General features: G+C 31.5%; 25 protein-coding genes and 1 other annotated feature. All 25 genes read left to right on the top strand.

From position 1 onward, the window contains the following. Window positions 1-50 precede the first annotated feature (50 nt). The 25 genes from B5E48_RS04435 (at window position 51) to nusA (ending at window position 24,622) form a co-directional block, all read left to right on the top strand. Complete coding sequence (locus B5E48_RS04435; RefSeq protein ID WP_087244084.1) at window positions 51-359, top strand: PTS sugar transporter subunit IIB; 309 nt, start codon at window positions 51-53, stop codon at window positions 357-359. A gap of 95 nt (window positions 360-454) precedes the next feature. After that, window positions 455-1,138 (top strand): LysM peptidoglycan-binding domain-containing protein, encoded by a 684-nt coding sequence (locus B5E48_RS04430; RefSeq protein ID WP_087244083.1) that lies wholly within the window; start codon window positions 455-457, stop codon window positions 1,136-1,138. Then, the gene (locus B5E48_RS04425) at window positions 1,135-2,040 is read left to right on the top strand and encodes a hypothetical protein (protein ID WP_087304212.1); all 906 of its coding nucleotides are present in this window, start codon (window positions 1,135-1,137) and stop codon (window positions 2,038-2,040) included. Before B5E48_RS04430 ends, B5E48_RS04425 begins: the two co-directional genes overlap by 4 nt. A gap of 30 nt (window positions 2,041-2,070) precedes the next feature. After that, window positions 2,071-2,277 (top strand) — a binding site (T-box leader). 33 nt (window positions 2,278-2,310) lie between these two features. Next, the gene (locus B5E48_RS04420) at window positions 2,311-2,994 is read left to right on the top strand and encodes a DMP19 family protein (RefSeq protein ID WP_087244081.1); all 684 of its coding nucleotides are present in this window, start codon (window positions 2,311-2,313) and stop codon (window positions 2,992-2,994) included. Next, window positions 2,966-5,587, top strand: coding sequence for a valine--tRNA ligase (locus B5E48_RS04415; protein ID WP_087304211.1), 2,622 nt, complete (start codon window positions 2,966-2,968; stop codon window positions 5,585-5,587). The genes B5E48_RS04420 and B5E48_RS04415 overlap by 29 nt, the downstream gene beginning before the upstream one ends. Before the next feature lie 84 nt (window positions 5,588-5,671). Continuing rightward, the gene (locus B5E48_RS13490; RefSeq protein WP_129737806.1) at window positions 5,672-5,854 is read left to right on the top strand and encodes a hypothetical protein; all 183 of its coding nucleotides are present in this window, start codon (window positions 5,672-5,674) and stop codon (window positions 5,852-5,854) included. Between the two features lie 68 nt (window positions 5,855-5,922). Then, the gene (locus tag B5E48_RS04410) at window positions 5,923-6,279 is read left to right on the top strand and encodes a hypothetical protein (protein WP_087244079.1); all 357 of its coding nucleotides are present in this window, start codon (window positions 5,923-5,925) and stop codon (window positions 6,277-6,279) included. Then, window positions 6,276-6,953, top strand: coding sequence for a RadC family protein (gene radC / locus B5E48_RS04405; RefSeq protein WP_087304210.1), 678 nt, complete (start codon window positions 6,276-6,278; stop codon window positions 6,951-6,953). Before B5E48_RS04410 ends, radC begins: the two co-directional genes overlap by 4 nt. A 96-nt stretch (window positions 6,954-7,049) precedes the next feature. Next, window positions 7,050-7,907 carry a rod shape-determining protein MreC gene (gene mreC, locus B5E48_RS04400; RefSeq protein ID WP_087244077.1) on the top strand — a complete coding sequence of 286 codons (858 nt, stop codon included), beginning with the start codon at window positions 7,050-7,052 and terminating at the stop codon, window positions 7,905-7,907. Next, window positions 7,904-8,425: a rod shape-determining protein MreD gene (locus B5E48_RS04395; RefSeq protein WP_087244076.1), complete on the top strand. Its 522-nt coding sequence runs from the start codon at window positions 7,904-7,906 to the stop codon at window positions 8,423-8,425. Before mreC ends, B5E48_RS04395 begins: the two co-directional genes overlap by 4 nt. Then, the gene (locus tag B5E48_RS04390; RefSeq protein ID WP_087304209.1) at window positions 8,425-9,015 is read left to right on the top strand and encodes a hypothetical protein; all 591 of its coding nucleotides are present in this window, start codon (window positions 8,425-8,427) and stop codon (window positions 9,013-9,015) included. The genes B5E48_RS04395 and B5E48_RS04390 overlap by 1 nt, the downstream gene beginning before the upstream one ends. Beyond that, window positions 8,984-9,760, top strand: coding sequence for a septum site-determining protein MinD (minD, locus tag B5E48_RS04385; protein ID WP_087244074.1), 777 nt, complete (start codon window positions 8,984-8,986; stop codon window positions 9,758-9,760). Before B5E48_RS04390 ends, minD begins: the two co-directional genes overlap by 32 nt. A 74-nt stretch (window positions 9,761-9,834) precedes the next feature. Further along, a complete protein-coding gene (locus B5E48_RS04380; RefSeq protein WP_241146920.1) occupies window positions 9,835-10,392 on the top strand; it encodes a M23 family metallopeptidase in 558 nt (185 codons plus the stop codon). A 58-nt stretch (window positions 10,393-10,450) separates the two neighbouring features. Next, window positions 10,451-11,116: a site-2 protease family protein gene (locus B5E48_RS04375; RefSeq protein ID WP_241146919.1), complete on the top strand. Its 666-nt coding sequence runs from the start codon at window positions 10,451-10,453 to the stop codon at window positions 11,114-11,116. Between the two features lie 156 nt (window positions 11,117-11,272). Further along, on the top strand, window positions 11,273-12,139 hold the full coding sequence (gene rpsB / locus B5E48_RS04370) for a 30S ribosomal protein S2 (protein ID WP_087244093.1): 867 nt from the start codon (window positions 11,273-11,275) through the stop codon (window positions 12,137-12,139). A gap of 59 nt (window positions 12,140-12,198) precedes the next feature. After that, window positions 12,199-13,086 (top strand): translation elongation factor Ts, encoded by an 888-nt coding sequence (gene tsf / locus B5E48_RS04365; RefSeq protein ID WP_087244071.1) that lies wholly within the window; start codon window positions 12,199-12,201, stop codon window positions 13,084-13,086. Window positions 13,087-13,148: 62 nt separating this feature from the next. Continuing rightward, window positions 13,149-13,877 carry a UMP kinase gene (pyrH, locus tag B5E48_RS04360; protein WP_087244070.1) on the top strand — a complete coding sequence of 243 codons (729 nt, stop codon included), beginning with the start codon at window positions 13,149-13,151 and terminating at the stop codon, window positions 13,875-13,877. Then, window positions 13,871-14,416, top strand: a complete 546-nt coding sequence (frr, locus tag B5E48_RS04355; protein ID WP_087244069.1) for a ribosome recycling factor — start codon at window positions 13,871-13,873, stop codon at window positions 14,414-14,416. Before pyrH ends, frr begins: the two co-directional genes overlap by 7 nt. Window positions 14,417-14,528: 112 nt before the next feature. Next, a complete protein-coding gene (locus B5E48_RS04350) occupies window positions 14,529-15,278 on the top strand; it encodes an isoprenyl transferase (RefSeq protein WP_087296605.1) in 750 nt (249 codons plus the stop codon). After that, a complete protein-coding gene (locus tag B5E48_RS04345) occupies window positions 15,275-16,063 on the top strand; it encodes a phosphatidate cytidylyltransferase (RefSeq protein ID WP_087296604.1) in 789 nt (262 codons plus the stop codon). The genes B5E48_RS04350 and B5E48_RS04345 overlap by 4 nt, the downstream gene beginning before the upstream one ends. A 1-nt stretch (window position 16,064) precedes the next feature. Next, window positions 16,065-17,216 carry a 1-deoxy-D-xylulose-5-phosphate reductoisomerase gene (locus tag B5E48_RS04340; protein WP_087304207.1) on the top strand — a complete coding sequence of 384 codons (1,152 nt, stop codon included), beginning with the start codon at window positions 16,065-16,067 and terminating at the stop codon, window positions 17,214-17,216. Then, complete coding sequence (locus B5E48_RS04335; RefSeq protein WP_087304206.1) at window positions 17,217-18,299, top strand: M50 family metallopeptidase; 1,083 nt, start codon at window positions 17,217-17,219, stop codon at window positions 18,297-18,299. It abuts the gene before it with no gap. Between the two features lie 40 nt (window positions 18,300-18,339). Further along, the gene (locus tag B5E48_RS04330; protein WP_087304205.1) at window positions 18,340-22,662 is read left to right on the top strand and encodes a PolC-type DNA polymerase III; all 4,323 of its coding nucleotides are present in this window, start codon (window positions 18,340-18,342) and stop codon (window positions 22,660-22,662) included. 112 nt (window positions 22,663-22,774) lie between these two features. Beyond that, window positions 22,775-23,236 (top strand): ribosome maturation factor RimP, encoded by a 462-nt coding sequence (locus B5E48_RS04325; RefSeq protein ID WP_087244063.1) that lies wholly within the window; start codon window positions 22,775-22,777, stop codon window positions 23,234-23,236. A 15-nt stretch (window positions 23,237-23,251) separates the two neighbouring features. Next, a complete protein-coding gene (gene nusA / locus B5E48_RS04320) occupies window positions 23,252-24,622 on the top strand; it encodes a transcription termination factor NusA (RefSeq protein WP_087304204.1) in 1,371 nt (456 codons plus the stop codon). The last annotated feature ends 1 nt before the right edge of the window (window position 24,623 follow it).

Below are 24,623 nucleotides of genomic sequence, written 5' to 3'. Positions count from 1 at the left end.
AACAAATCTTTTCATTTTTTGTATAATAGATATAGGGAGGGGGAAGAAAAATGATACGTATTATGTTATGCTGTGCTTCTGGTATGTCTACAAGTTTACTTGTTGAAAAGATGAAGAAAGCAGCTTTGGAACAAGGTATAGAGGCAGAAATTTGGGCTGTTGGTGCTAATGAGGTGAAAGCTAATGCCAATCGAACAGATATTATTTTATTAGGACCTCAAGTACGTTATGCTCAACGTAAAATTGAATCTGAAGCACCTGGGGTTCCAGTTGCTCATATAGATATGAAAGATTATGGAATGATGAATGGTCAATCTGTTTTAAAACAGGCATTAGCAATACTTGAAAAAAATCAATAATGAAGTAGAGACAAAAGCTCTACTTTTTTTATTGTCAAAGTTTCTCTTATTCATATTCTTCAATTTTATGCATACAGTTTGATAGGAGGGATTGTATGCAAAAGATATATTTTAAAAAAATGGTTGATTTGAATCATCAGCTTCATGAATTAATTTCAATATCTGTTGATGAATCTATTCGTTATAAGATGGAAACAAATGGAATGCGTGCGGTTGGTAGTATTATGATTAATGGTGAATATAAAGATACACAGGAAAAACATCAATTTCATGAAACAATAGATTTAGATATTTTCGCATTATTTGAAAAGATTACAGATAAAAGAGATTTTCATGTGAAAGTAGAAGATTTTGATTATCATCTTGTTGATGGTAATTTGTCATTGGTTATACAGGCTTATGTATATGGGGTATTGGATGATGAAGATCGTGTTGTTGATACAGTGACGAGAAATGAAGAAATGAATCCTGCAGAAGAGATTGAGAAGCTTTTACGTGAAGAAGAAAAAATTGTGGATGTTATTCCTGAAACAAAGGAAGTGACAATTCAACAGACAAGGCCATTGGAAGATAAACAAGTTGATATGCCTGTTCAAGAAAGTGAAGATGTCAATAATGATGAAGATTTAGGCACATATTATTTTTATGTTGTTCAAGACGGTGATAGCTATGAAACTATTGCTAGACATTATAAAGTAGATGAATATGCTCTTAAGCAGTACAATCATGAGCGTTCTTTAACCCAGGGAACAATCGTTATTATTCCATATATGATATGAAGGAAATTATTTTAAAAAACTATGGACTTCATGTTATTGGTGAAATTAAGTTAAGTTCACATGTTTTTAAATTAAAATGTGAAGAAGGATACTATGTTGCAAAAATCACATCACAGAAATCATTACAGAATATGTATGATTCTATTGAAACATTGAATTTATCCTGTTTTGTTCATATCATACCGAATGATCATCATGAATATCTGACTTCCTATCGGCAACAATATCTTTATCTTATGCCGTTTATTGAAAGTGGTTCACAACATCTCAAGGAGATGAAAATTCAATTTTATTTTGAAACACTGGCTTATCTCCATGGTCATAGTTTTTATGATATGAAAGTCAATCAGCAATATTTTCATACACTTGAAAATGATGTTTTAAAAGTGATTCAGGAACGTATGGCTTATTATGAACAGATGATTACTAATTATGAAAATGAGCTTTACCGTTCACCTAGTCAATGGCTGCTTGTTATGAATTATTATCGTATCTATGATGCATTATGTTTAGCACGTCAATATTTATCACAGTATATGATTTGTGTTCAAAATTGTCGATCCATTCGTATTTGTATCACATATAAAAATTTTGATTATCAACATATTTCACTGAAATCTAAATGTTTAATATCACTTGATTATCTGGAAATGGATTTACCCATTTATGATATATTTGATATGTATCAAAAAATACCAGATATTCTTTTTGATTTGGATTGTTTGAGTCAATCCTATTTGAAAAAGTTTGAATTAAGAGAAGAAGAAAAATTATTACTTTGCTGTTTAATGAATATTGTGCCTATTATTCAATTAGAACATGACGAAATTGATAACATTATTAAGCTTTCACGCTTATTATATTATTTAGATTCAATTCATGATTTTATTACACAGTTATAATTGACTTTGATAGTCAGGTTTGTTAGAATATAATAGACGTTGAAGAGGAGGAGTACATTTTGTATTCTTAAAGAGAATCTCTGGTTGGTGTGAAGAGATAGAAGAAGAAATGGAAGGTAGCCTTGGAGTTTGTTTTCTGAATATTGAAGTAGGTAAACACGTATAACTGCGTTAAGGTTTATGAGGTATACAGATTGTATATGAATTAAGGTGGTACCACGAACATTCGTCCTTATGCGAATGTTCTTTTTTATTAAAGGAGGAGAAGAAATGGCTAATTATATTGTCTGGGGATTATTTATTTTTGCACTTTGCTTTTTAGGTTTTTTCTTTAAAAAAAGAGTTAATGAAAATAGGGCACATCGTCAAAAAGCTGCGATGGAATATGAAGCTAAAAAAGAGAGATATTCATATTTAAGACCTGGAGTCTTAGAAACATGTCCAAGAGAAGATGTGACTGCGGCAGCATTGTTTCATTGTATGAGAAAAGAAAATGATGATTTTGATCATTATTTTGAAAAAATGAATGAAAGTGAGAGAACTGTTTATGGTATTTATATGATTACATCTTCTTTAGAAGGTCGTAATGCATCTTTACATAGTTTCTTTTTAAGTCCAGCGAGTCAACCATATGTACCAATGGTAGTTGATATTTTTGAAAGAGTTGGTGCACATGAAATTGCTGATTTAATGAAAGCAGCAAGACGTTTTGCAGAAATTATTGAGAATGATGAAGAAGATGATGAAGATGATCCAGAAATGGGAGATTATTCAAGATATAATTTTTCAGATTTTACAAATGAATTTGTGACACTTGTCAGTACCACAAATCTAGGAGAAAAGTTAACACAATATGTTTTAGATCATAAAGAAGATTTTTATGATACAGATATTCCTGACGAAGATAAAGAGGGAGATGAAATCGATGAAAAAAGAATTAGCGACGAAATATAATCATAAAAGTGTAGAAGAAGGAAAATACAAAACGTGGTTAGATCATCACTATTTTGAAGCGGGAGATACTTCTAAGAAACCTTATAGTATTGTTATTCCACCACCTAATGTAACGGGGAAACTTCATTTAGGTCATGCTTGGGATACAACTTTACAAGATATGATTATTCGTTATAAAAGAATGCAAGGTTATGATGCATTATGGTTGCCTGGTATGGATCATGCGGGTATTGCAACACAAGCAAAAGTAGAAGCACGTTTAAGAGAAGAAGGTGTTTCTCGTTATGATTTGGGCAGAGAAAAATTCTTAGAAAAAGCTTGGTCATGGAAAGAAGAATATGCTTCTATTATTCGTAGCCAATGGGAAAAATTAGGATTATCATTAGATTATACAAAAGAACGTTTTACTTTGGATGAAGGATTAAGCGAAGCGGTTAAAACTGTTTTTGTAACGCTATATGAAAAAGGTTATATTTATCAGGGAGAACGTATTATTAACTGGGATCCAGTTCAACGTACAGCTTTATCAAATATTGAAGTTATCCATAAAGAAATTGAAGGACATATGTATTATTTCAATTATGAAGTTGTTGAAACAGGTGAAAAATTGATTATTGCGACAACACGTCCTGAAACAATGTTTGCCGATCAAGCGATTTTTGTTCATCCAGATGATGAAAGATATCAGCATTTGCTTGGCAAACATGCAATTAATCCTGCGAATGGTGAATCTTTACCAATTATGGCAGACAGCTACATTGACATGAGTTTTGGAACAGCTGTTATGAAATGTACACCAGCTCATGACCCTAATGACTTTGCTTTAGCAAAAAAATACCATTTAGCGATGCCAAAATGTATGAATGATGATGGTACAATGAATGAATTATGTGGTCAATATCAAGGGATGGACCGTTTTGAATGCCGTGAAGCTTTAGTCAAAGATTTTGAAGCAAGAGGTGTTGTTGATCATATTGAAAAACATATGCATCAGGTTGGACATTCTGAACGTAGTCATGCTATTGTTGAGCCATACTTATCAAAACAATGGTTTGTCAAGATGAAACCACTTGCTAATGCGGCATTAGAGAATCAATTAAAAGATTCTAAGGTTTCTTTTGTGCCACCTCGTTTTGAAAAAACATTTAAACAATGGATGGAAAATATTGAAGATTGGTGTATTTCACGTCAATTATGGTGGGGACATCAGATTCCTGCATGGTATCATAAAGAAACAGGAGAAATCTATGTGGGTAAAAATCCACCTGCAGATATTGAAAACTGGAAACAGGATGAAGATGTTCTTGATACATGGTTTTCAAGTGCTTTATGGCCATTTTCAACAATGGGTTGGCCAAATAAAGAGAGTGAACTCTATCAACGTTATTTCCCAACTGACACATTAGTCACAGGTTATGACATTATCTTTTTCTGGGTATCTCGTATGATTTTCCAATCATTAGAATTTACTGGCCAAAGACCATTTAAAAATGTTCTGATTCATGGTTTGATTCGTGATGAGCAAGGAAGAAAGATGTCTAAATCTTTAGGTAATGGTGTTGATCCTATGGATGTTATTGACCAATATGGTGCTGATACATTAAGATTCTTTTTAACAACAAATTCTGCACCTGGTATGGATTTAAGATATATTCCTGAAAAATTAGATGCTGCATGGAATTTTATTAATAAAATATGGAATTCTGCTAGATTTGTTTTAATGAATATTGATGAAAATATGTCTTATCAGGATTTATCATTTGATCATTTAAATTTAGCTGATCAATGGATTCTCAATCGTTTAAATGAAGTGATTGTTTCTGTTGATGAAAATATGGATAAATTTGAATTTGTTAATGTAGGTAGTGAACTTTATAATTTTATTTGGGATGATTTCTGTTCATGGTATATTGAATTGTCTAAGGTTCATTTAAATAGTGATAATGACATTGAAAAGAAAGCAACACAAAATACATTGGTTTATGTATTGAATGCAATTGTAAGATTATTACATCCATTTATGCCTTTTGTGACAGAAGAAATTTATCAATCTATTCCACATATAGAAGAATCTATTTGTATTGCGAAATGGCCTACTATTAATGATAGATTCAATAATGAACAAATTCAGGATCAATTTGTTTACTTAATTGATATCATTAAAGGTATTAGAAATTTAAGAGCTCAATATGTCATTAAAAATGCTATTGAAATTGCATATTCTATTCAAACACAGGATACTCAGCTTGAAAGCTTACTTGAAAATCTTTCACCATATATTTATAAACTTTGTCATGCTCGTTGCTTTGGTTATAATGTTGAAACATCTTCAAATGTAGCAACAGAAATGATCAAAGGTGGTAATGCTTTGATTATTGAATTAGGTGATTATATTGATTTGGAAGCAGAAAAGAAAAAGATGGAAGATGAAATCAAAAAGCTAGAAAACGAAATTAAACGTTGTGAATCTATGCTTTCTAATCCAAACTTTGTTCAAAAAGCACCTGCTCAAAAAGTTGAACAGGAAAGAAAGAAATTAGCTGATTATCAATCAAAGTATAATGCGATGAAAGATAAATTGAATATGATGTAAAGTGAAATTGAAAAATTTCACTTTTTTTCATTTTTAAGAAGAAAAAATTGAAAAAAATGTATATATAATAATTAGGGGCTACTGATGAAAGGAAGGGTCAGCATGAAAGAATTAACCGTACAACAGCAATGTGAAATTCAAGGTGGAGGTTTAATTGCGACTGCATTACTCTATTTGATATTAGGTGCTGCAGCGTATAAAATTATTAAATCTAAGAAGGGAAGAATTTCAATTCCAAGACTCATCAGTATTGAATGGAGAGATTAGTAATATGAAAGGCAATTTGCCTTTCATATTTTTATATGTTATAGCATAGATTAGAAAGGGTGATTAAAATGAAGTTTGAATGGAAAGTTGTTATTTTTGCAGTTGTTTGTTCTTTGGCATTTATGTTTATTTTTACATATGGATGCTCTCTAGGACAAAAGACACTTTATGCATATCAGGTTGGTATTTATAAGGAAGCAAGTAATAAAGATGAAAAATTAGCTGAATTGAAAGAAATGGGAATCGAAGGATATACCTATACAAAAAATGATCAATATTATGTATTATCAATGATTAGTGAAAAAAAAGAAGATATAGAAAAACATGCTACACAGGTAAAAGGAATCATGAAAACTTATATTGTGCCAACATCTACCACAAATGAAATGTTATTGGATTCTTTATCGAAAGGTGACGATCTATGATTAAGACATTACCATTAGAAGAAAATCCACGTGAAAAAGCATTAACATATGGTATTGAAACATTGAATAATGTAGAATTATTGGCACTGATATTAAGAACTGGGCATAAAAATGAATCGGTGATTCAATTGTCACAACGTCTATTAACGGAAATTGGAGGTTTTGCAAATCTATCGACAGTTACTTATGCAGATTTGATTGCTTTGAAGGGAATTAAGCAAGCAAAAGCAATTGAAATATTGAGTATTATAGAAATTGCTAAAAGATTAAAAGATGTTTCATCAATAGAGAAGCCATTACTCAATCCTTATGATATTTTTGAAAGAGTACATAACCAGTTGATGTTTTTAAAGCAAGAACATTTCCTGTTGCTCTGTTTGGATAATAAAAATAAAGTCATCAAAGAAAAAACCATTTTTATTGGCTCATTAAATATGAGTGTTGTCACGCCTAGAGAAGTCTTTAAAGAAGCTATCGCTATAAGCAGTGCAAAAATTGTTTTAGTACACAACCATCCAAGTGGAGATGCATTGCCTAGTGAAGAAGACTTGCTTATGACAGAACAGTTTCAAAAATTAGGACAAATGATGTCAATTGAAGTCATAGATCATATTGTGGTTGGGTGGAATCAATTTTATAGTATTATGGCAAAACAATTGTTTTTTTATGAATAAAGATGTGAAAATATAGGAATTTGATAAATTGTTTTTTACGAATTGCTTTTTTTATATTGAGATATTATAATGTATGAATGATAAGAGGTGGTATCTTTGTATAGAAAAGGTAATAAATGGACAAAACAAAAAAGAAGAATCGTTATTATAACAGTTGTACTGGTTTCATTTTCAGTATTAACACTTGTAACCAGTCGTTCTGCTTCAAGTATAGAAATTATTTTTAAAGATACAATTGCAAATTTAGAATATTATATTATTAAAGCGCCTATTCAATATGTAACAGGATTATTTGAAGAATATAATGATTTAAAAGATGTTTATGAAGAAAATGCAAAACTGAAGGAACAATTAGATAATTTGGCTCGTGAGAGTGCAATGAATGAAGTTTTAACAAATGAATTAAATGATTTAAAAGAAATTATGGATATTGATCATCTACCTACTGAATATCAGGTAAAATATACAAATGTGATTGCTAGAGATGCTCAAAACTGGAATAATCAGGTCACTATTAATTTAGGGAAAATTTCTGGTGTACAGGAAGGTATGGCAGTAGTCAATGCTCAGGGAATGATTGGGACAATTACAAGTGTCAGTGAAATTTCTTCAACAGTCACTTTATTATCAAGTGAAACATCCAAGTCACAATTGCCAGTTATGATTTTAAGTGGTGATGAGGAATACTATGGATTATTAAATCGTTATAATATTAATACACATAAATATTCTATTACTTTGCTAAGTGATGTTGAAACAATTGAAAAAGATGCTAAGGTTGTAACAAGTGGTCTAGGTGGAAAAGGAAAGAGTCCAAAAGGTATTTTAGTTGGAACAGTAGAAAATTATGCGACTGGTGATGATGCAACTGAGTCTGTTTGTGATGTCACACCTAGTGTGGATTTTGACGCTCTTAATGATGTTGCTGTTGTTCAAAGGGTGAATGAAGAATGAGAAAACGTGTCCAAGATAGCTATCTAGTCAAATGTTTTTTAGTCGTTTTTTTATGTTTTGTAGTCGATAGTACAATTCATTATTTCTTGCCCTATAATTTCACTAAAACCGGAATAACCATCACACCATACTTAGGTTTAATGATGTTTGCTTTATTAGTGAGGACAATAGACGGTGCAGAACGTTATTTCTTTGCAACCATATGTGGTCTTTATTATTCTGTTGTCTATGCAAATTCTTTAGCCATATATATTCTTATTTATTGTTTAATCGCCTTTGTTCGTTCATATTTGTTTAAATTAGACACATTAAATATTGTTGAATCTACAATTTTTTGTGTTTTGACAATATTCGCCCAGGAATGTATTGTATATTGGTTGATGTGGATTACCAATATGACAAGATATCCAATGGTTTCATTTGTAGTTATGCAATTATTACCAACACTACTTTTGAATGCTGTTTTATCAGTTATCATTTATTGGATCTACAATAAAGTGAAAATTGAGGTGAAATAATGAATATTGAAGTCAAAGGAATTAATGGAATACTGGTTATGAAAGTCAATGAGAATTGTACATTTCAGCAGTTTTTAGATGATTTGAATCAGCTTTTGGAGCAACCCCTATTTCAACAGGAGGGGTACTATCCAAGAGCTTTTTTTGATTTTGGCTGTCGAGTTTTAGCAATTGATGAAGTTCATTCTTTGATGGATTTACTGATGCAAAAAGAAAAGGTTTTATTTGATGGTATGACATATCATCAACAACCTCATCAGGTCCATATCAGAAAAGAACAACTTCACAATGGTGAAGAAATTATCATTGATCATGAAACATTGTTTTTAGGAATCGTCAATCCAGGAAGTTATGTTTATTGTTATCAGAATGTTTATTTTCTTAATACAGTCAAAGGAACTATTGTCGCAATGAATGAAGATGTACGTATATTTGGACATGATTTTCAAAATGCTCAAATTATAATTAATCAACAGACATTACATGATTTGACAACTTCTGCACTCACAAGCGTTTATTATAAAGATAACCAGATTATTTTGACGAAGGAGGAAAATTATGTGTCGAACTATAGTCATTACGTCGGGTAAAGGTGGTGTTGGAAAAAGTAGTATGACCATTAATTTGGGTTATGCATTAGCCAATATGAATAAAAAAGTATGTTTAATAGATGCGGATTTTGGTTTGAAAAACTTAGATGTCATGTTAGGATTAGAAAATAGAGTGATTTTTGATTTGAAAGATGTTATTTCAAATAAATGTTCTTTACAACAGATTTTAGTTAAAGATAAACGTATGCAATCTTTATATTTATTGCCTGCGTGCAAATCACTTTCTTTTGAAAATTTAAATTTAGATTATATGATCAATATGGTAGAACAGTTAAAACAGGAATTTGATTATATATTGATTGATAGTCCTGCTGGTATTGAAAAAGGGTTTCAATATGCCAGTAGTTTGTCAAAAGAAGCTATTATCGTTGTCAATCTAGATACTGTTTCTTTACGTGATGCTGATCGTGTTGTAGGCTTATTGTTGAAACAGGGTGTTGATCAATTACATATGCTTGTCAATAAATATAATGAATCAGATGTTTTGAAAGGGCGTTGTCCTTCACTTAAAGAAGCCTACGATATTTTGTCAATTCCATTGATTGGAATTGTTTATGAAGAACATGATATGATTGAGGCTAACAATAAAGGAATGCCTATTTATATGAATAAAAAAGAAAATATTTATCGATGTTTTGATCGTATTGTCAAACGATTAGAGGGGCAGGAGATTCCTTTTCAAAAAAATAAAAGAAAACCTCTACTGGAACGTCTTTTTAGATAATATTTTTTTGTTTTCTTTCATAAGTTAAAATGAGGTGAAAACTTGTGAATGATATTGATGAAATTAGAAGGAGAATGGAGAAGAGAAGGGCGCATCGTCATCCTGTCTTAACTGATCGTCATTTTTCTAAAATTTATAATGGTATGATTAAAGCAATGGTTGCTTTACTTGTGGGAATTGCTATTTGTGCATATGTTAAGGTTAGTCCTAATGGAGATTATATTAAAGATTACGTATTAAATGATTTGCAGTTTTCAAAAGTCACATCATGGATTAACCAGCATTTATTGTCTTTTCAAGGACAAGAGGAAACTGCAACTGTTTCATCAAAGATGAATTATACACATATCAAAGATAATTATTATACGAATCAGTCTAACGAAGTATTGAATTTTGGCAAGGGACGTGTCATCTATGTGGGAGAACAGAATTTATTAGGAAAATATGTAACGATTCTTTTAGAAAATAACATAGAAGTGACATTTGGAAATATGCAGGATGTTTTTGTAAGTATGTATGACCAGGTTGAAGAATCAACTATATTGGGAACATATGAAGATCAGGTTATGATTGTTTTTACTCAAGGTGAACAGGAAATTGATTATTCAACATTTGAAGAGCTTATATCATAAACTTTCTATCCACCCAATTACACTTGTTTATTTTCTTTTTTCATGGCTGGGAGGATATTTGAAATGGTATCTTTCAACTTTATTGATTGTTTGTTTACATGAAATATGCCATCTCTTGATGGCATATTATTTTCATTTTCAAATTAAAAAGATAGAATTGCTTCCATTTGGAGCTTATTTGTATTTAAAAGATTTTTATTTTCAATCTATCTGGAAAGAAATGTGTGTTGTTTTAGCTGGACCATGTAGTCATTTGTTTATTTATGCAGGAATTCAAATGTTAAGTCATGGTGTTTATCAGGACTTTTTATTAACAATGAATATGTTTGTTTTGTGTTTTAATCTTTTACCTATCTATCCTTTGGATGGTGGTAGATTTCTAAGCTTACTTTTACAAAGTATTATGGATCTAAAAAAGTCTTTATTTTTGACTTTAAAAATATCTATTTTTGTATATTGTTTGCTTTTCTTGTTTTATTTGCAAATGAATACTGTTGTCATTTTATGCTATCTTTTTTATCAGCTATGTTGTTTTTATAGGTTTATTTTTATTTATTTAAGGACATATTATGGAAGGATACCGTCTTTTTCTAATCAACGACCACCTCTTGTTCATGATCGTATAATATATCGAAGAGGTTATCATAATTATTATGTTATTGATCAAAAAATGAGAGATGAAAAAGAAATGGTACCAGAGCTTTTAAAAAGTATAAAAAAATGAAAAATATAGGAAATTATCTTGTTTTTTTGGACGTGTTATGGTATTATACAACGGGTATTGAAAATACACACATTGTGAATTCATAAATCGAGTGCCTGTTCATGGTGGTTTATGTTAGAAACAATGGAGGAAAAAAACGAAAGGGAGGAAGTTACAATGGCAGTAATTTCAATGAAAAAATTATTAGAAGTGGGTGTTCATTTTGGACATCAAACAAAAAGATGGAATCCAAAAATGGCTCCATACATTTTCACAGCTAGAAACGGTATTTATATCATTGATTTAAAGAAATCATCTGATAAAATTGATGAAGCTTATGCAGCTTTAATGGATATCGTTGCTAAAGGTGGAAAAGTTTTATTTGTAGGAACTAAAAAACAAGCTCAAGAAGCTGTTCAAACTGAAGCTGAAAGATCTGGAAGTTTCTATGTAAATTCTCGTTGGTTAGGTGGAACATTAACTAACTTCAAAACTATCCAAAAGAGAATTAGAAGATTAAAAGAATTAGAAAAAATGGAAGAAGATGGAACTTTAGAATTATTCACTAAAAAAGAAGCAGTTCTTCTTATGAAAGAAAAAGCTAAGTTAGAAAAGAACTTAGGTGGTATCAAAGAAATGAGAAGATTACCAAATGCTTTATTTGTAGTAGATCCTAAAGTTGAACATAACGCAGTTGCAGAAGCAAGAATCTTAGGTATCCCTGTATTTGGTATCGTTGATACAAACTGTGATCCTGATGAAGTGGATTATGTAATCCCTGCTAATGATGATGCTATTAGAGCTGTTAAATTAATTGTAGCTGCTATGGCAGATGCAGTATGTGAAGCAAAAGGTGAACCAGTAACAGTTGCCTATGTAAAAGATGAAGATGATAAAGAAGTATCAATGAATGATGCTGTTGCTTCTGTAGAAGAAAACAAACAAAAAGGACCTAGATACAAAAATGCTGGACGTCCTAAAAATAACAAACCTGCTGAAGTAAGCAAACCAGCTGAAGTTAAAGAAGAAAAAACTGAAGCATAGTTAATAAGAGGGGAAGCTTATGCTTTCCTTTTTTTATAAAAAAGATGGAGGAGAAAAAAATGGCTATTAGTGCAAAATTAGTAAAAGAATTACGTGAAAAAACTGGTGCTGGAATGATGGATTGTAAAAAAGCACTTGAAGCTTGTAATGGTGATTTAGAAGCTTCTTTTGACTGGTTAAGAGAAAAAGGAATTGCTAAAGCTGCAAAAAAAGCAGATCGTATTGCTGCTGAAGGTTTAACTGCTTTTGTTGTTGATGGAAATGCTGCAGCAATCGTTGAAGTTAACTCTGAAACAGACTTCGTTGCTAAAAATGCTGAATTCCAGGAATTAGTAGCTTTAACAGCAAAAACAATTGTAAATGCAAAACCTCAAGATGTAGAAGCTGCTTTACAATTAGATGTTGAAGGTAAAGATTTAGGAACTGTTATTGCTGAAAAAAGTGGTAAAATTGGTGAGAAATTAAGTTTAAGAAGATTTACTGTAATGACTAAAAATGATGATGAAATCTTCGGTGCATATTCTCATATGGGTGGAAAAATGTGTGCTTTAGTTAAAGCTTCTGGTATTGATGAAGTGAAAGCTAAAGATGTTGCGATGCAAGTTGCTGCAATTGCTCCACAATATATTGATAGAACAGCTATTCCAGCTGAAATTTTAGAACATGAAAGAACTGTTTTAAAAGCTCAAGCTATGGAAGAAAATGCTAAGAGTGCAAAACCAAAACCAGAAAATATTATTGAAAAAATGATTGAAGGGCGTTTAAACAAAAACTTAAAAGAAATGTGCTTAGTTGATCAAGCATTCATTAAAGATTCTGATCAAACAGTAGCTCAATACTTAGGTAATGGTAAAGTTTTAGAAATGGTACGTTTTGAAGTTGGTGAAGGAATGGAAAAACGTGAAGAAAACTTTGCTGAAGAAGTTGCTGCTCAAATGAGAGGATAATTATATAAATAGAAAGGACACACTTTTTGTGCCCTTTTCTTGTAAAATGGAGGAGAGATCATATGAAGTACAAAAGAGTTTTATTAAAGCTAAGTGGTGAAGCGTTAGCTGGTGAACAGGGATTTGGAATTAATCCAGTTGTTGTTGCAGATGTTGCAAGACAAATTAAAGATGCTAAAGATTTAGGTGTAGAAATTGCTATTGTTTGTGGTGGTGGAAACATTTGGCGTGGTAAAACTGGTAGTGATATGGGTATGGAAAGAGCCGCTGCTGACTATATGGGAATGTTAGCGACTGTGATGAATGGTATGGCTTTACAAAATGCATTAGAAGCTATTGGTTTGGATACACGTTTATTATCAGCTATTGATATGAAAGAAGTGGCAGAACCTTATATTAGAAGAAGAGCGGTACGTCATTTAGAAAAAAATCGTATTGTTATTTTTGGAGCAGGAACTGGTAGTCCATTCTTTACAACTGATACAACTGCTGCTTTGCGTGCGGCTGAAATGAATGCTGATGTTATTTTAATGGCTAAAAATGGTGTTGATGGTGTTTATTCAGCTGATCCTAAAATCGACCCACAAGCTAAAAAATATGATCATATAACATATTTAGATGTATTAAATGAAGATTTACATATCATGGACCAAACAGCAATTACATTATGTAAAGACAATGGTATCGATCTTTGTGTATTTAATATGCAAGAAGATGGTAATATTGCACGTGCATGTAATGGTGAATCAATTGGTACAATTATTTCAAAAGGAGGGAAAGAAACATGCTAGATTTAATTTTAGAAGAAACTAAAGAAAAAATGGAGAAATCTATTGAAGCTTTTAAACACGAACTTTCATCAGTAAGAACTGGTCGTGCCAATCCAACTATGCTTGATAGAGTAAAAGTTAATTACTGGGGTGAAATGACACCTTTAAATCAAACTGCTGGTATTTCAGTTGTAGAAGGACGTCAACTTGTTGTTAAACCATATGATAAAAATATTTTAAAAGATATTGAACATGCTATTTATGAAGCTAATTTAGGATTAACACCACAAAATGATGGTGAAATTATTCGTATCAATGTCCCAGCATTAACTGAAGAAACAAGAAGAGAATACGTAAAACAAGCGAAAAAATATGCTGAAGATGCAAAAGTGGCTTTACGTAACATTCGTAGAAATGCTAATGATGATGTTGAAAAAGCTGATTTATCTGAAGATGAAGTTAAATTAGGTAAAGAGAAAGTTCAAAAATTAACTGATCAATATGTTAAAATCATTGATCAATTAACAAAAGACAAAGAAAATGATTTAATGACAGTTTAGTTTTTTAGACTCCTGCTTAAAAGTAGGAGTTTTTTTGTAGAATATTTTAAGATAAGAGTTCGCATGTTGAATCCTTTTATGTTATAATACAAAAAGATTATGAGGTGACGATATGTTTTTTAAGAAAAAAAGAAAAATAGATTATGATTTAGATATGACCAATATTCCTAAACATATTGCTTTTATTATGGATGGTAATGGTCGCTGGGCAAAAAAAAGAAAAATGCCACGTACATATGGACATCATGAAGGTACAAAAACAATTCGTACTTTAGCCTTAGAAGCAAACCGTCTTGGTGTAAAGGCTATGACTGTTTATGCTTTTTCTACTGAAAATTTTAAAAGAGATGCCAGTGAAGTCGAATATATTTTTAAATTACCTAAAGAATTTTTTAATCTTTATTTGAAGGAATTAATGGATAATGATGTTCAAATTCGTTATATTGGTCATTTAGAAATGGCTCCAATAGAAACACAGAAAATCATTAAAGATGCAATTGCACAAACAGCACAAAATCATGGGTTGATTTTGACATTTGCCTTTATTTATGGTGGCCGTGATGAAATTATTGAAGCAACAAAAGATATTTGCGAACAATATAAAAATGGTCATATTACTTTAGAAGATATTACAGAAGATTATTTTGAAAGACATCTTATGACAAAAGATCTTCCACCTGTTGATTTAATGGTGAGAAGTAGTGGCGAATGTCGTTTATCAAATTTTTTACTTTGGCAATTAGCTTATGCTGAATTTGTTTTTGATGAGACATTATGGCCTGATTTTGATGAAGAGAGATTGCATCATGCTATTGCGATATATCAAGGTAGAGAAAGAAGATTTGGAGGTGTTTTAAAATGAAAACACGTATTATCACAGCTATCGTTCTTCTTATTGTTATTTTGCCATGTGTGATATGGGGTGGTTTACCATTTAAGGCATTAATAGGTATTGTTGCAGGAATTGCTGTTTTTGAAATGCTTTCTATCTGCAATCGTCCCAAAGCTCATATTTATTTATATCCAATCGTAGCTATCTTTGTATTTTATTCTTTATATTTTGAAAAATCATTACTGATTTCAAGTGAAATTATTATTTTATATATGATTATTTTAATGGCATGTAGTATGTTTGATGAAGGTATGAACTTTTTAAGATTGTGTTATTATTTTACATCAGGTGTTTTAATTGCTATGGGATTACATATGCTTTATCAACTACGTTTAACATATGGATTAGAATATATTTTGATTCTTGCTTTGGCTACTTTTGGTACAGATACAGGAGCTTATTTTACAGGGATGTGTTTTGGAAAGCATAAATTAAATCCTCGTCTTTCACCTAAAAAAACGATTGAAGGTTCGATTGGTGGAATCTTTTTAGGAACTGTTCTTTCTGCTGGATACGGTGCATATATTCAAATAGATATGCCCATAATCTGGTTGATTATTATGTGTTTCATATTAACAATGACAAGTCAAATTGGTGATTTAACTTTTAGTAGTATGAAAAGAACCTTTGAAGTCAAAGATTTCTCTCAGATTTTACCTGGTCATGGTGGGATTTTAGATCGTTTTGATTCAATTCTTTTTAATGCAATGGTTTTTGGTATTTTGATTCATTTTATAACAATGGTGGTGGCTTAATATGAAGAAAATTTGTGTTTTAGGAGTAACCGGTTCAATTGGTCAACAAACTGTTGATGTTGTGAAACATCATCGTGATGAGTTTGAAATTGTAGCCATGAGTGCAGGTCGAAATATTGATTTATTAGAACAGATAATGACAGTTATTCATGCTAAGCATATTTGTGTTCAAAATGAAGAAGATATGCTTTATCTTCAAAGAAAATACAAAGATGTTCATTTTTATTGTGGTCAGGAAGGTTTGGTAAGTATTGCGACTTTAAGTGAAATTGATATTGTTTTAAATGCAATTGTTGGTTTTGCTGGCTTGCTTCCTACGATGAATGCTATTAAAGCTCATAAAGATATTGCTTTGGCTAATAAAGAAACACTTGTTGTTGCTGGACATTTGATTATTCCTCTGATAAAAGAATATGGGGTACAGTTATTACCTGTAGATAGTGAACACTCTGCTATTTTTCAATGTATCAATGGTGAATATCATGGAGAAATTAATAAAATTATTTTAACAGCAAGTGGTGGAAGTTTTCGTGATAAAACAAGATCTGAACTTTCACATGTCAGTGTTGAAGATGCACTTAAGCATCCAAACTGGTCTATGGGTGCAAAGATTACCATTGATAGTGCGACTTTATTTAATAAAGGTCTTGAAGTCATGGAAGCCAAATGGCTTTTTGATGTTGATTATGACGATATAGAAGTTCTTATTCATCCAGAAAGTATTATACATTCCATGGTTGAATATAAGGATACTGCTGTTATTGCACAGCTTGGAACACCGGACATGCGTTTACCTATTCAATATGCTTTAACTTATCCGCATCGTTTCCCATTAATGGGTGGCAAACGTTTATCATTAAGTGAAGTGGGAACTTTGCATTTTGAAAAACCTGATTTTCATCGTTTTCATGCATTAGCTTTGGCATATGAAGCAGGGCGTAGAGGAGGTTCAATGCCATGTGTTTTAAATGGTGCAAATGAACAGACAAATACTTTATTTTTAAAGAAAAAAATTGAATTTTTAGATATTGAAAAATATGTTGAAGAAGCTATGCGTGCGCATCATTGGATTGATCATCCAACTTTAGAACAACTCATTGAAATTGATCAATGGGCAAGAAATTTTGTAAAAGAAAGAGTAGGAGAAATATAGATGCAGACAATCATTACTATCATAGTATTTTTATTGATATTAGGTTCAATCATTATTATTCATGAATTTGGACATTTCATTGCTGCTAAAATTTTTGGTGTCTATTGTTCACACTTTTCAATAGGATTTGGTCCTAAATTATGGTCTAAAAAAGGTAAGGAAACGGAATATGAAATTCGTGCTTTGCCTTTTGGGGGCTTTGTTTCTATGGCTGGTGAAGAACAGAGTGATGAAGAAGAACTCAAAGATATTCCTCTTGAAAGAACTTTAAAAGGAATTAAAACATATCAGAAAGTGATTATCTTTTTAGCTGGAGTCTTTATGAATTTTGTATTGGCAGTTGTTGTCACATTTGGTGTTAATGCACTGAGTGGTCAGTTACCTGTTCAAACAGCTCAAGTTGGTCAAATTATAGAAAATTCTCCTGCTCAACAGGCAGGATTAGAAACGGGAGATATTATTCAAGAATTAACGATTAATGAAACAGGACAAGTTATTTTAGTATCAAATTTTGGGGATATTCAACTGACTCAAAAAGATCTTCAGACAACCGCATCTACAATCCATGTTCAAATTAAAGTGGATCGTGATGGGCAGACAAAAAATTTACAGGCAACTTTAAAATATGATCAGTCATCACAAGCTTATAAATTAGGAATTTATCAGGCAACACGTTCTATGAATATAGCTGAAGCGATTCAATATACGTTTATTTCTATTGGTGAAATGAGTGTTGCGATTTTTGTGGCTCTTGGTCAATTGATTACTCGTTTTAGTGAAACAGTTACACAGCTTTCTGGGCCTGTTGGGATTTATCAGGTCACTTCGCAGGTCACACAAACTGGGCAGATTACTTACATTTTAAATTTATTGGCTTTGCTTTCAGTCAATGTAGGTATCTTTAACTTATTGCCAATTCCTGGTTTGGATGGATGTCAGGTTATTTTTGCATTAATTGAAAAGGTTATTGGAAGAGAATTGCCTGAAAAAATCAAGATTGCTTTGCAGCTTTGTGGATTAGGATTGGTTATGTTATTAATGATTTTTGTCACATATCAAGATGTTTTAAGAATATTTCAATAAAAGGGATTTTTATCCCTTTTTGCTATAGGAGGTTTATTGGATGGATAAAATGCTTATATTATTACAGCAGCTTCATCTTGAAAACGAAGTTTCTGCTTTGAAACATGCTTATATTGAGCGTGTAATTGTACATAAAGATAACTCTTATACATTTTATATTGGTGCATCACATATTGTGCCATTAACAGAAATCAGATTATTATTCGCAGCTAAAAAAGAATTTCCTTATCCATGTGAATTTCTTTTTGATTGGGCATCTTCGTATACTCCTCAAGACGTTAAAGAATATGCTCTATTTATTTTTGATGGATTAAAACATCGTTTTCCACAAATTGATTTTATTAAAGAAGATTTATTATCTTTTGAAAATAATACTCTTGAAATTGAGGTTATTAATGATATTCAACTCAATCAGCTAGAGAAATTATATAAAATTTTTGATAAGTATTTTAATAAATTTGGAATGCAAATTGGTTTTCATGCTTTTATTGATCAAAATAATCAAACATATCAATCCATCCAAGAGGAAATGGATGCTTTAAATGAAGTTCAAGTTGATATGAAAACATTTGATCAGGTTAGTGAGGCTCCCAAAAAAGAAAATAAACCAAAGTATCAAGGATATAAAAAAGATTATTTTTCATTAACAATTGATGAAATTGATGACACGGTCAAAGAAGTGATGATTCAAGGCTATGTTTTTAAAGAAGAATCTAAGAAAGTCAAATCAGGAAAAACAATTCAATCATTATATGTGACTGATTATACCAACAGTATTGTTGTTAAACGTTTTGAAAATAAAGGTGGCAACAGTGTTGAAGAGATGAATAAAGTCAAAAAAGGTAATGTTTGGGTACGTGTAAAAGGAAATGTTGAATATGATACATATATGAAAGATACTGTTATTGTGGCTCGAGAAGTAGAAGTCATTCCTTCACCTAAAATACGTCAAGATCAGTCTGAAAAAAAACGTGTTGAATTACATGTGCATTCAAAGATGTCAGCAATGGATGGAATTGGCAGTATTTCTGAGTATATCGAAAGAGCTGCTTATTGGGGACATCAGGCTATAGCCGTTACTGATCATGGAAATGTTCAATCATTTCCAGAGGCACAAACAGCAAGTCAGAAACATAAGATCAAAATGATTTATGGGGTCGAAATGTATATGATTGATCCAGAATTTACAGTTGTTTATAATGAAACAGACAAAACATTAAAAGATTTAACATTTGTATCTTTTGACCTTGAAACAACTGGATTATCTGTTATGGATGATGATATTACTGAATTTGGTGCGGTTAAAATAAAAAATGGACAGGAAATTGATCGTATTCAAAGCCTTATTAAACCTCATAAACGTATCTCACAGAAGATTACCAATTTAACACATATTACAAATGAAGATGTTAAAAATGCACCTTCAATTGAAGAATTTATACCGAAAATTTTAGACTTCTTTGGTGATGATGTTATTGTGGCTCATAATGCAACTTTTGATGTTGGATTTTTAAATGAAATCTTAACACGATATGGATATCAGAAATTAAAGAATCCAGCTATTGACTCATTAACTTTAGCGTGGAAGCTTTTACCAGATTTGAAAGGATATCGTTTAGGTAATGTTGCCAGACATTATCGTATTCCTTATGATGGTGATGATGCCCATCGTGCTGATTATGATGCTGAAGTTTTAGCTGGTGTTTTTAATATGATGTTACATGATTTGATGCAACAAGGTTATTATAATGTATTGGATATGAATAAAATGGAATGTCCACAGGCATATAAGATTGTTCGTCCTAAACACATGTGTGTTCTTGCTAAAGATAAAACAGGTTTAAAAAATATGTTTAAACTTGTTTCTGAAGCGAATACAACTTATTTTGAAAAAACATCACGTATTCCACGAGAACGTTTAGAGTTTTATCGTGAAGGTTTATTATTTGGTAGTGGGTGCTATAACTCAGAAATTTTTGATCTTGCAATGACAAGAAGTCTTGATGAATTAAAAAAAGCGATGTCTTTTTATGATTATATTGAAATTCTTCCATTAGATATATGCCAATATTTTGTTGAAAGAGGCCGTGTTGATACGATGGAAGATCTCACTCGTATTTTGCGTCGTATTGTAGATACTGCAAAAGAAATGGGAAAATTGATTGTTGCGACTGGTGATGTTCATTATTTAGATCAAAAAGATAAAATTTTCCGAGATGTTTTTACATGCAATCCTAAGATTGGATTAGGTGGAGCTTTGCATCCATTGACAGACCGTAATAATCCTACAGCCTGGATACCTGATGAGTATTTGCGTACAACTCAGGAAATGATGGATAGTCTTTCTTATTTAAGTGAAGATGAAAAGTATGAATATGTTATTGAAAATACAAATAAAATTGCAGATATGATTGATGGTTCCTTCCATGTTGTTCATGATAAATTATTTACACCTCATATTGATAATGCTGATGAAAATTTACGTCAATTATGTTTTGATAATGCGCATAAACAATATGGAGAAGTCCTACCTGATATTGTTGAAAAGCGTTTAACAAAGGAATTAGATAATATCATTAAACATGGGTTTGGAGTTATCTATTATATTGCACATAAGCTTGTTAAAAAATCTAACGAGGCAGGCTATCTTGTAGGAAGTCGAGGATCAGTAGGGTCGTCATTTGTTGCGACAATGGCTAATATTTCAGAAGTTAATCCTTTACCTCCGCATTATTATTGCCCACATTGTCAATATAATGAGTTTTTACCCGAAGGGTATATTGCTAATGGTTATGATCTTCCTGATAAAAAATGTCCGAAATGTGGACATCCTTTAAAAGGTGATGGACATAACATTCCATTTGAAACATTCTTGGGATTTAATGCTGATAAAGTACCGGATATTGATTTGAACTTCTCAGGTGATTATCAGCCAACGGCTCATGCTTATACAAAAGAAATTTTTGGTGAAAGTCATGTCTATCGTGCCGGTACAATCTCAACTGTAGCTGAAAAAACAGCTTATGGTTATGCAAAAGGTTATGCAGAGTTAATGGGAAAAGAAAATACTATGCGTCAGGCTGAACTGGAAAGAATTGCTAAAGGATGTACGGGTGTAAAACGTACAACTGGTCAGCATCCAGGAGGAATCATTGTTATTCCTGAAAATATGGATGTCTTTGATTTTACACCATATCAATATCCTGCTGATGATTTATCTGCGGAATGGAAAACAACGCATTTTGACTTCCATGCTATTCATGATAATGTATTAAAATTTGATATTTTAGGACATGTTGATCCAACCGTTATTAGAATGCTGCAAGATTTAACTGGCGTTAATCCTAAGGATATTCCAACCAATGATCCAAAAGTCATGAGTTTATTTAATTCGACAGAAGCATTAGGCATTGATTTGAGTTATTTAAACTGTAAAACGGGAGCACTTGGATTGCCTGAGTTTGGTACTAAGTTTGTACGTGGGATGCTTGAACAGACGCATCCGACTTCATTTAGTGATTTGGTTATTTTATCAGGGCTATCTCATGGAACAGATGTTTACCTTGGAAACGCTGAAACACTGATTAGTTCAGGAACATGTACACTAAAAGAAGTTATTGGGTGTCGTGATGATATTATGGTTTATTTGATTGAAAAAGGTCTACCTAATAAAGATGCTTTTGATATTATGGAATGCGTTCGTAAAGGAAAATCACCGGTTGTTTTTCCAGAGAAAAAATATGAAGAGCTAATGCGTCAGCATGATGTACCAACATGGTATATTGAGTCATGTAAAAAAATCAAATACATGTTCCCTAAAGCTCATGCTGCTGCGTATGTTTTAAGTGCCGTACGTGTTGCTTGGTGGAAATTATATTATCCTAGAGAATATTATGCTGTCTATTTCACGACACGTTGTGATGCCTATGATATTGAAACGATGATTCAAGGAAAGGAAGCTGTCTATGCGAAATATCAGAGCATTTTAAATGATAAGCAAAACGGAGTCAAAATTTCAAATAAAGAAGAAGCTTTGATTTCTGTTTTTGAAATCGCCTTAGAAATGTTTGAAAGAGGAATGCATTTTAGTAATATTTCTTTGGAAAAATCTGATTCGCAGAACTTTATTATAGATCCAGATGATGACTCGGCATTATTACCACCATTTGTTTCTATTGATGGTTTAGGAACATCCGTTGGTGATAGTGTTGTTGAAGCACGACAGAAAAATAAATTCTTATCAAAAGAAGATGTCATGAAACGTACAAAATTAACAAATAATCAAATTGATTTTCTAACAAAACTGGGGGCATTTGAAAATATGTCTGAAGAGAATCAATTATCATTATTTGATTTCTCATAAAAATGGTGATGAAAGCATTGTTTTTTGTGATTGATTATGTTATATTATAAAAGTAATCAGTGATTTACGAGAGGGGAAACCCTCTCGTTTATATTTGTAAACGGAGGATTATATGCTAGAAAAAATCAAACAACTTATTCAACCTATATTAAATGATCATGATGTTTATTTAGATGACATTGAATATGTCAAAGAAAAAAATGAATGGTATTTAAGAATTTTTATTGAGAAAAATAATGGTCATCTTGATATGGATACATGTGTTGCAGTGAGTGAAGCTATTAGCGATATGTTAGATCAGGAAGATTTGATTGAAGATGAGTATTATTTAGAAGTATCTTCACCTGGTGCTGAAAAACCATTAAAAACACTTGAAAAAGTTCAACAATCTATTGGAGAGTATGTATATATCCAGTTTAAGAATCCAACTCAAGGCATGAATGAGGTTTATGGGACAATACTGAATGTTGAAGGTACTCAAATTGAGTTACAGTATATGGTAAAAAACATTAAGAAAAAATGCAATATTGATTATAATGATATTGCTTTTATAAGGTTAGCTGTTAAATTTTAAGGAGGATAATGTAAAATGGCTAGTAAAAAATTTATTCAGGCACTTGATTTATTAGAAAGTGAAAAAGGTATCAAAAAAGAAATTGTGCTTGATGCTTTAAAAGAAGCATTAGAAAAATCATATAAAAAGAACTATGGTGGTCCTGAGTCAATTATTCGTGTTGAAATTAATGAAATCAATGGAAAGATTCGTTTATATGAGATTAAACATGTTGTTGATGATGTCAATGATGAAGATTATGAACTGTCTTTAGAAGAAGCTCAAATGATTAATCCTAAGTATCAAATAGGTGATGATGTTGTCACTGAAGTTGATCCAGAAGTTTTTGGACGTTTGGCAGCTATTCAGACAAAACAGTTGTTGAAACAAAAAATTCGTGAAGCTGAAAAAGAAACATTATATAACGAATATATTGATAAAAAAGACGATATTATTAATGGAACTGTTGATCGCGTAGAAGAACGTTTTGCGATTATTAATATTGGTAGAACAGGTGCTTTATTACCATTAAATCAACAAATTCCAGGTGAAAAGATATATGAAGGGCAACGTATTAAAGTTTATGTGAGTGATGTTGAACGTAATACAAAAGGAACACATATTGGTGTTTCAAGAACAGAACCTGGATTAGTAAAAAGATTATTTGAAATGGAAGTTCCTGAAATTTATGATGGAACTGTTGAAATCAAATCTGTATCTCGTGAAGCTGGAGATCGTAGCAAGATTGCAGTTTATACAAGTCATGAAAATATTGATCCTATTGGAGCATGTGTTGGTCCAAAAGGAAGCCGTGTACGCAATGTTGTGAATGAATTAAATGGAGAAATGATTGATATTGTTGAATGGAGTGAAGATCCAGTTGTGTATATTTCACACGCCTTATCACCATCAGATGTTGTACATGTCGATATTGATGAAGAAAAACACAGTGCTTTAGTTATAGTTCCTGATAATCAGTTATCACTTGCTATTGGAAAAAGAGGTCAAAATGCACGTTTAGCAGTACGATTAACTGGATGGAAAATAGATATCAAGTCAGTTAGTGAAGCTGCAAATGAAGGTATTATATATGGTGAGGATGCTGAATTTGAAAAATCATTTGAAGCAGAAATGATAAAAGAAGACGAACCTGTTATTGAAGAATCATTTGAAGATAAATTATCTGAAACAGATGAAGAATTACAAGAAAATTTCGAAGAAAATGATATAATAGAAGAAGATAGTGATATGTATCAAGAAGATCATGATGAATCAGAGGAATCAGAAGAATCAGAAGAATTCGATGATTATGATGACTATGATGAGTATGATGATTATGATTATGATCCAAAATATGATGAAGACATTGATTATGATGAATTTGACAAATATTATGATGAAAAATAGG

This window comes from Massilimicrobiota sp. An105 (assembly GCF_002161155.1).
Taxonomy (GTDB): Bacteria; Bacillota_I; Bacilli_A; order Erysipelotrichales; family Coprobacillaceae; genus Allocoprobacillus; species Allocoprobacillus merdigallinarum.
The sequence above is the reverse complement of the archived record's forward strand: the minus strand, read 5'-3'. Positions and strand labels throughout refer to the sequence as shown.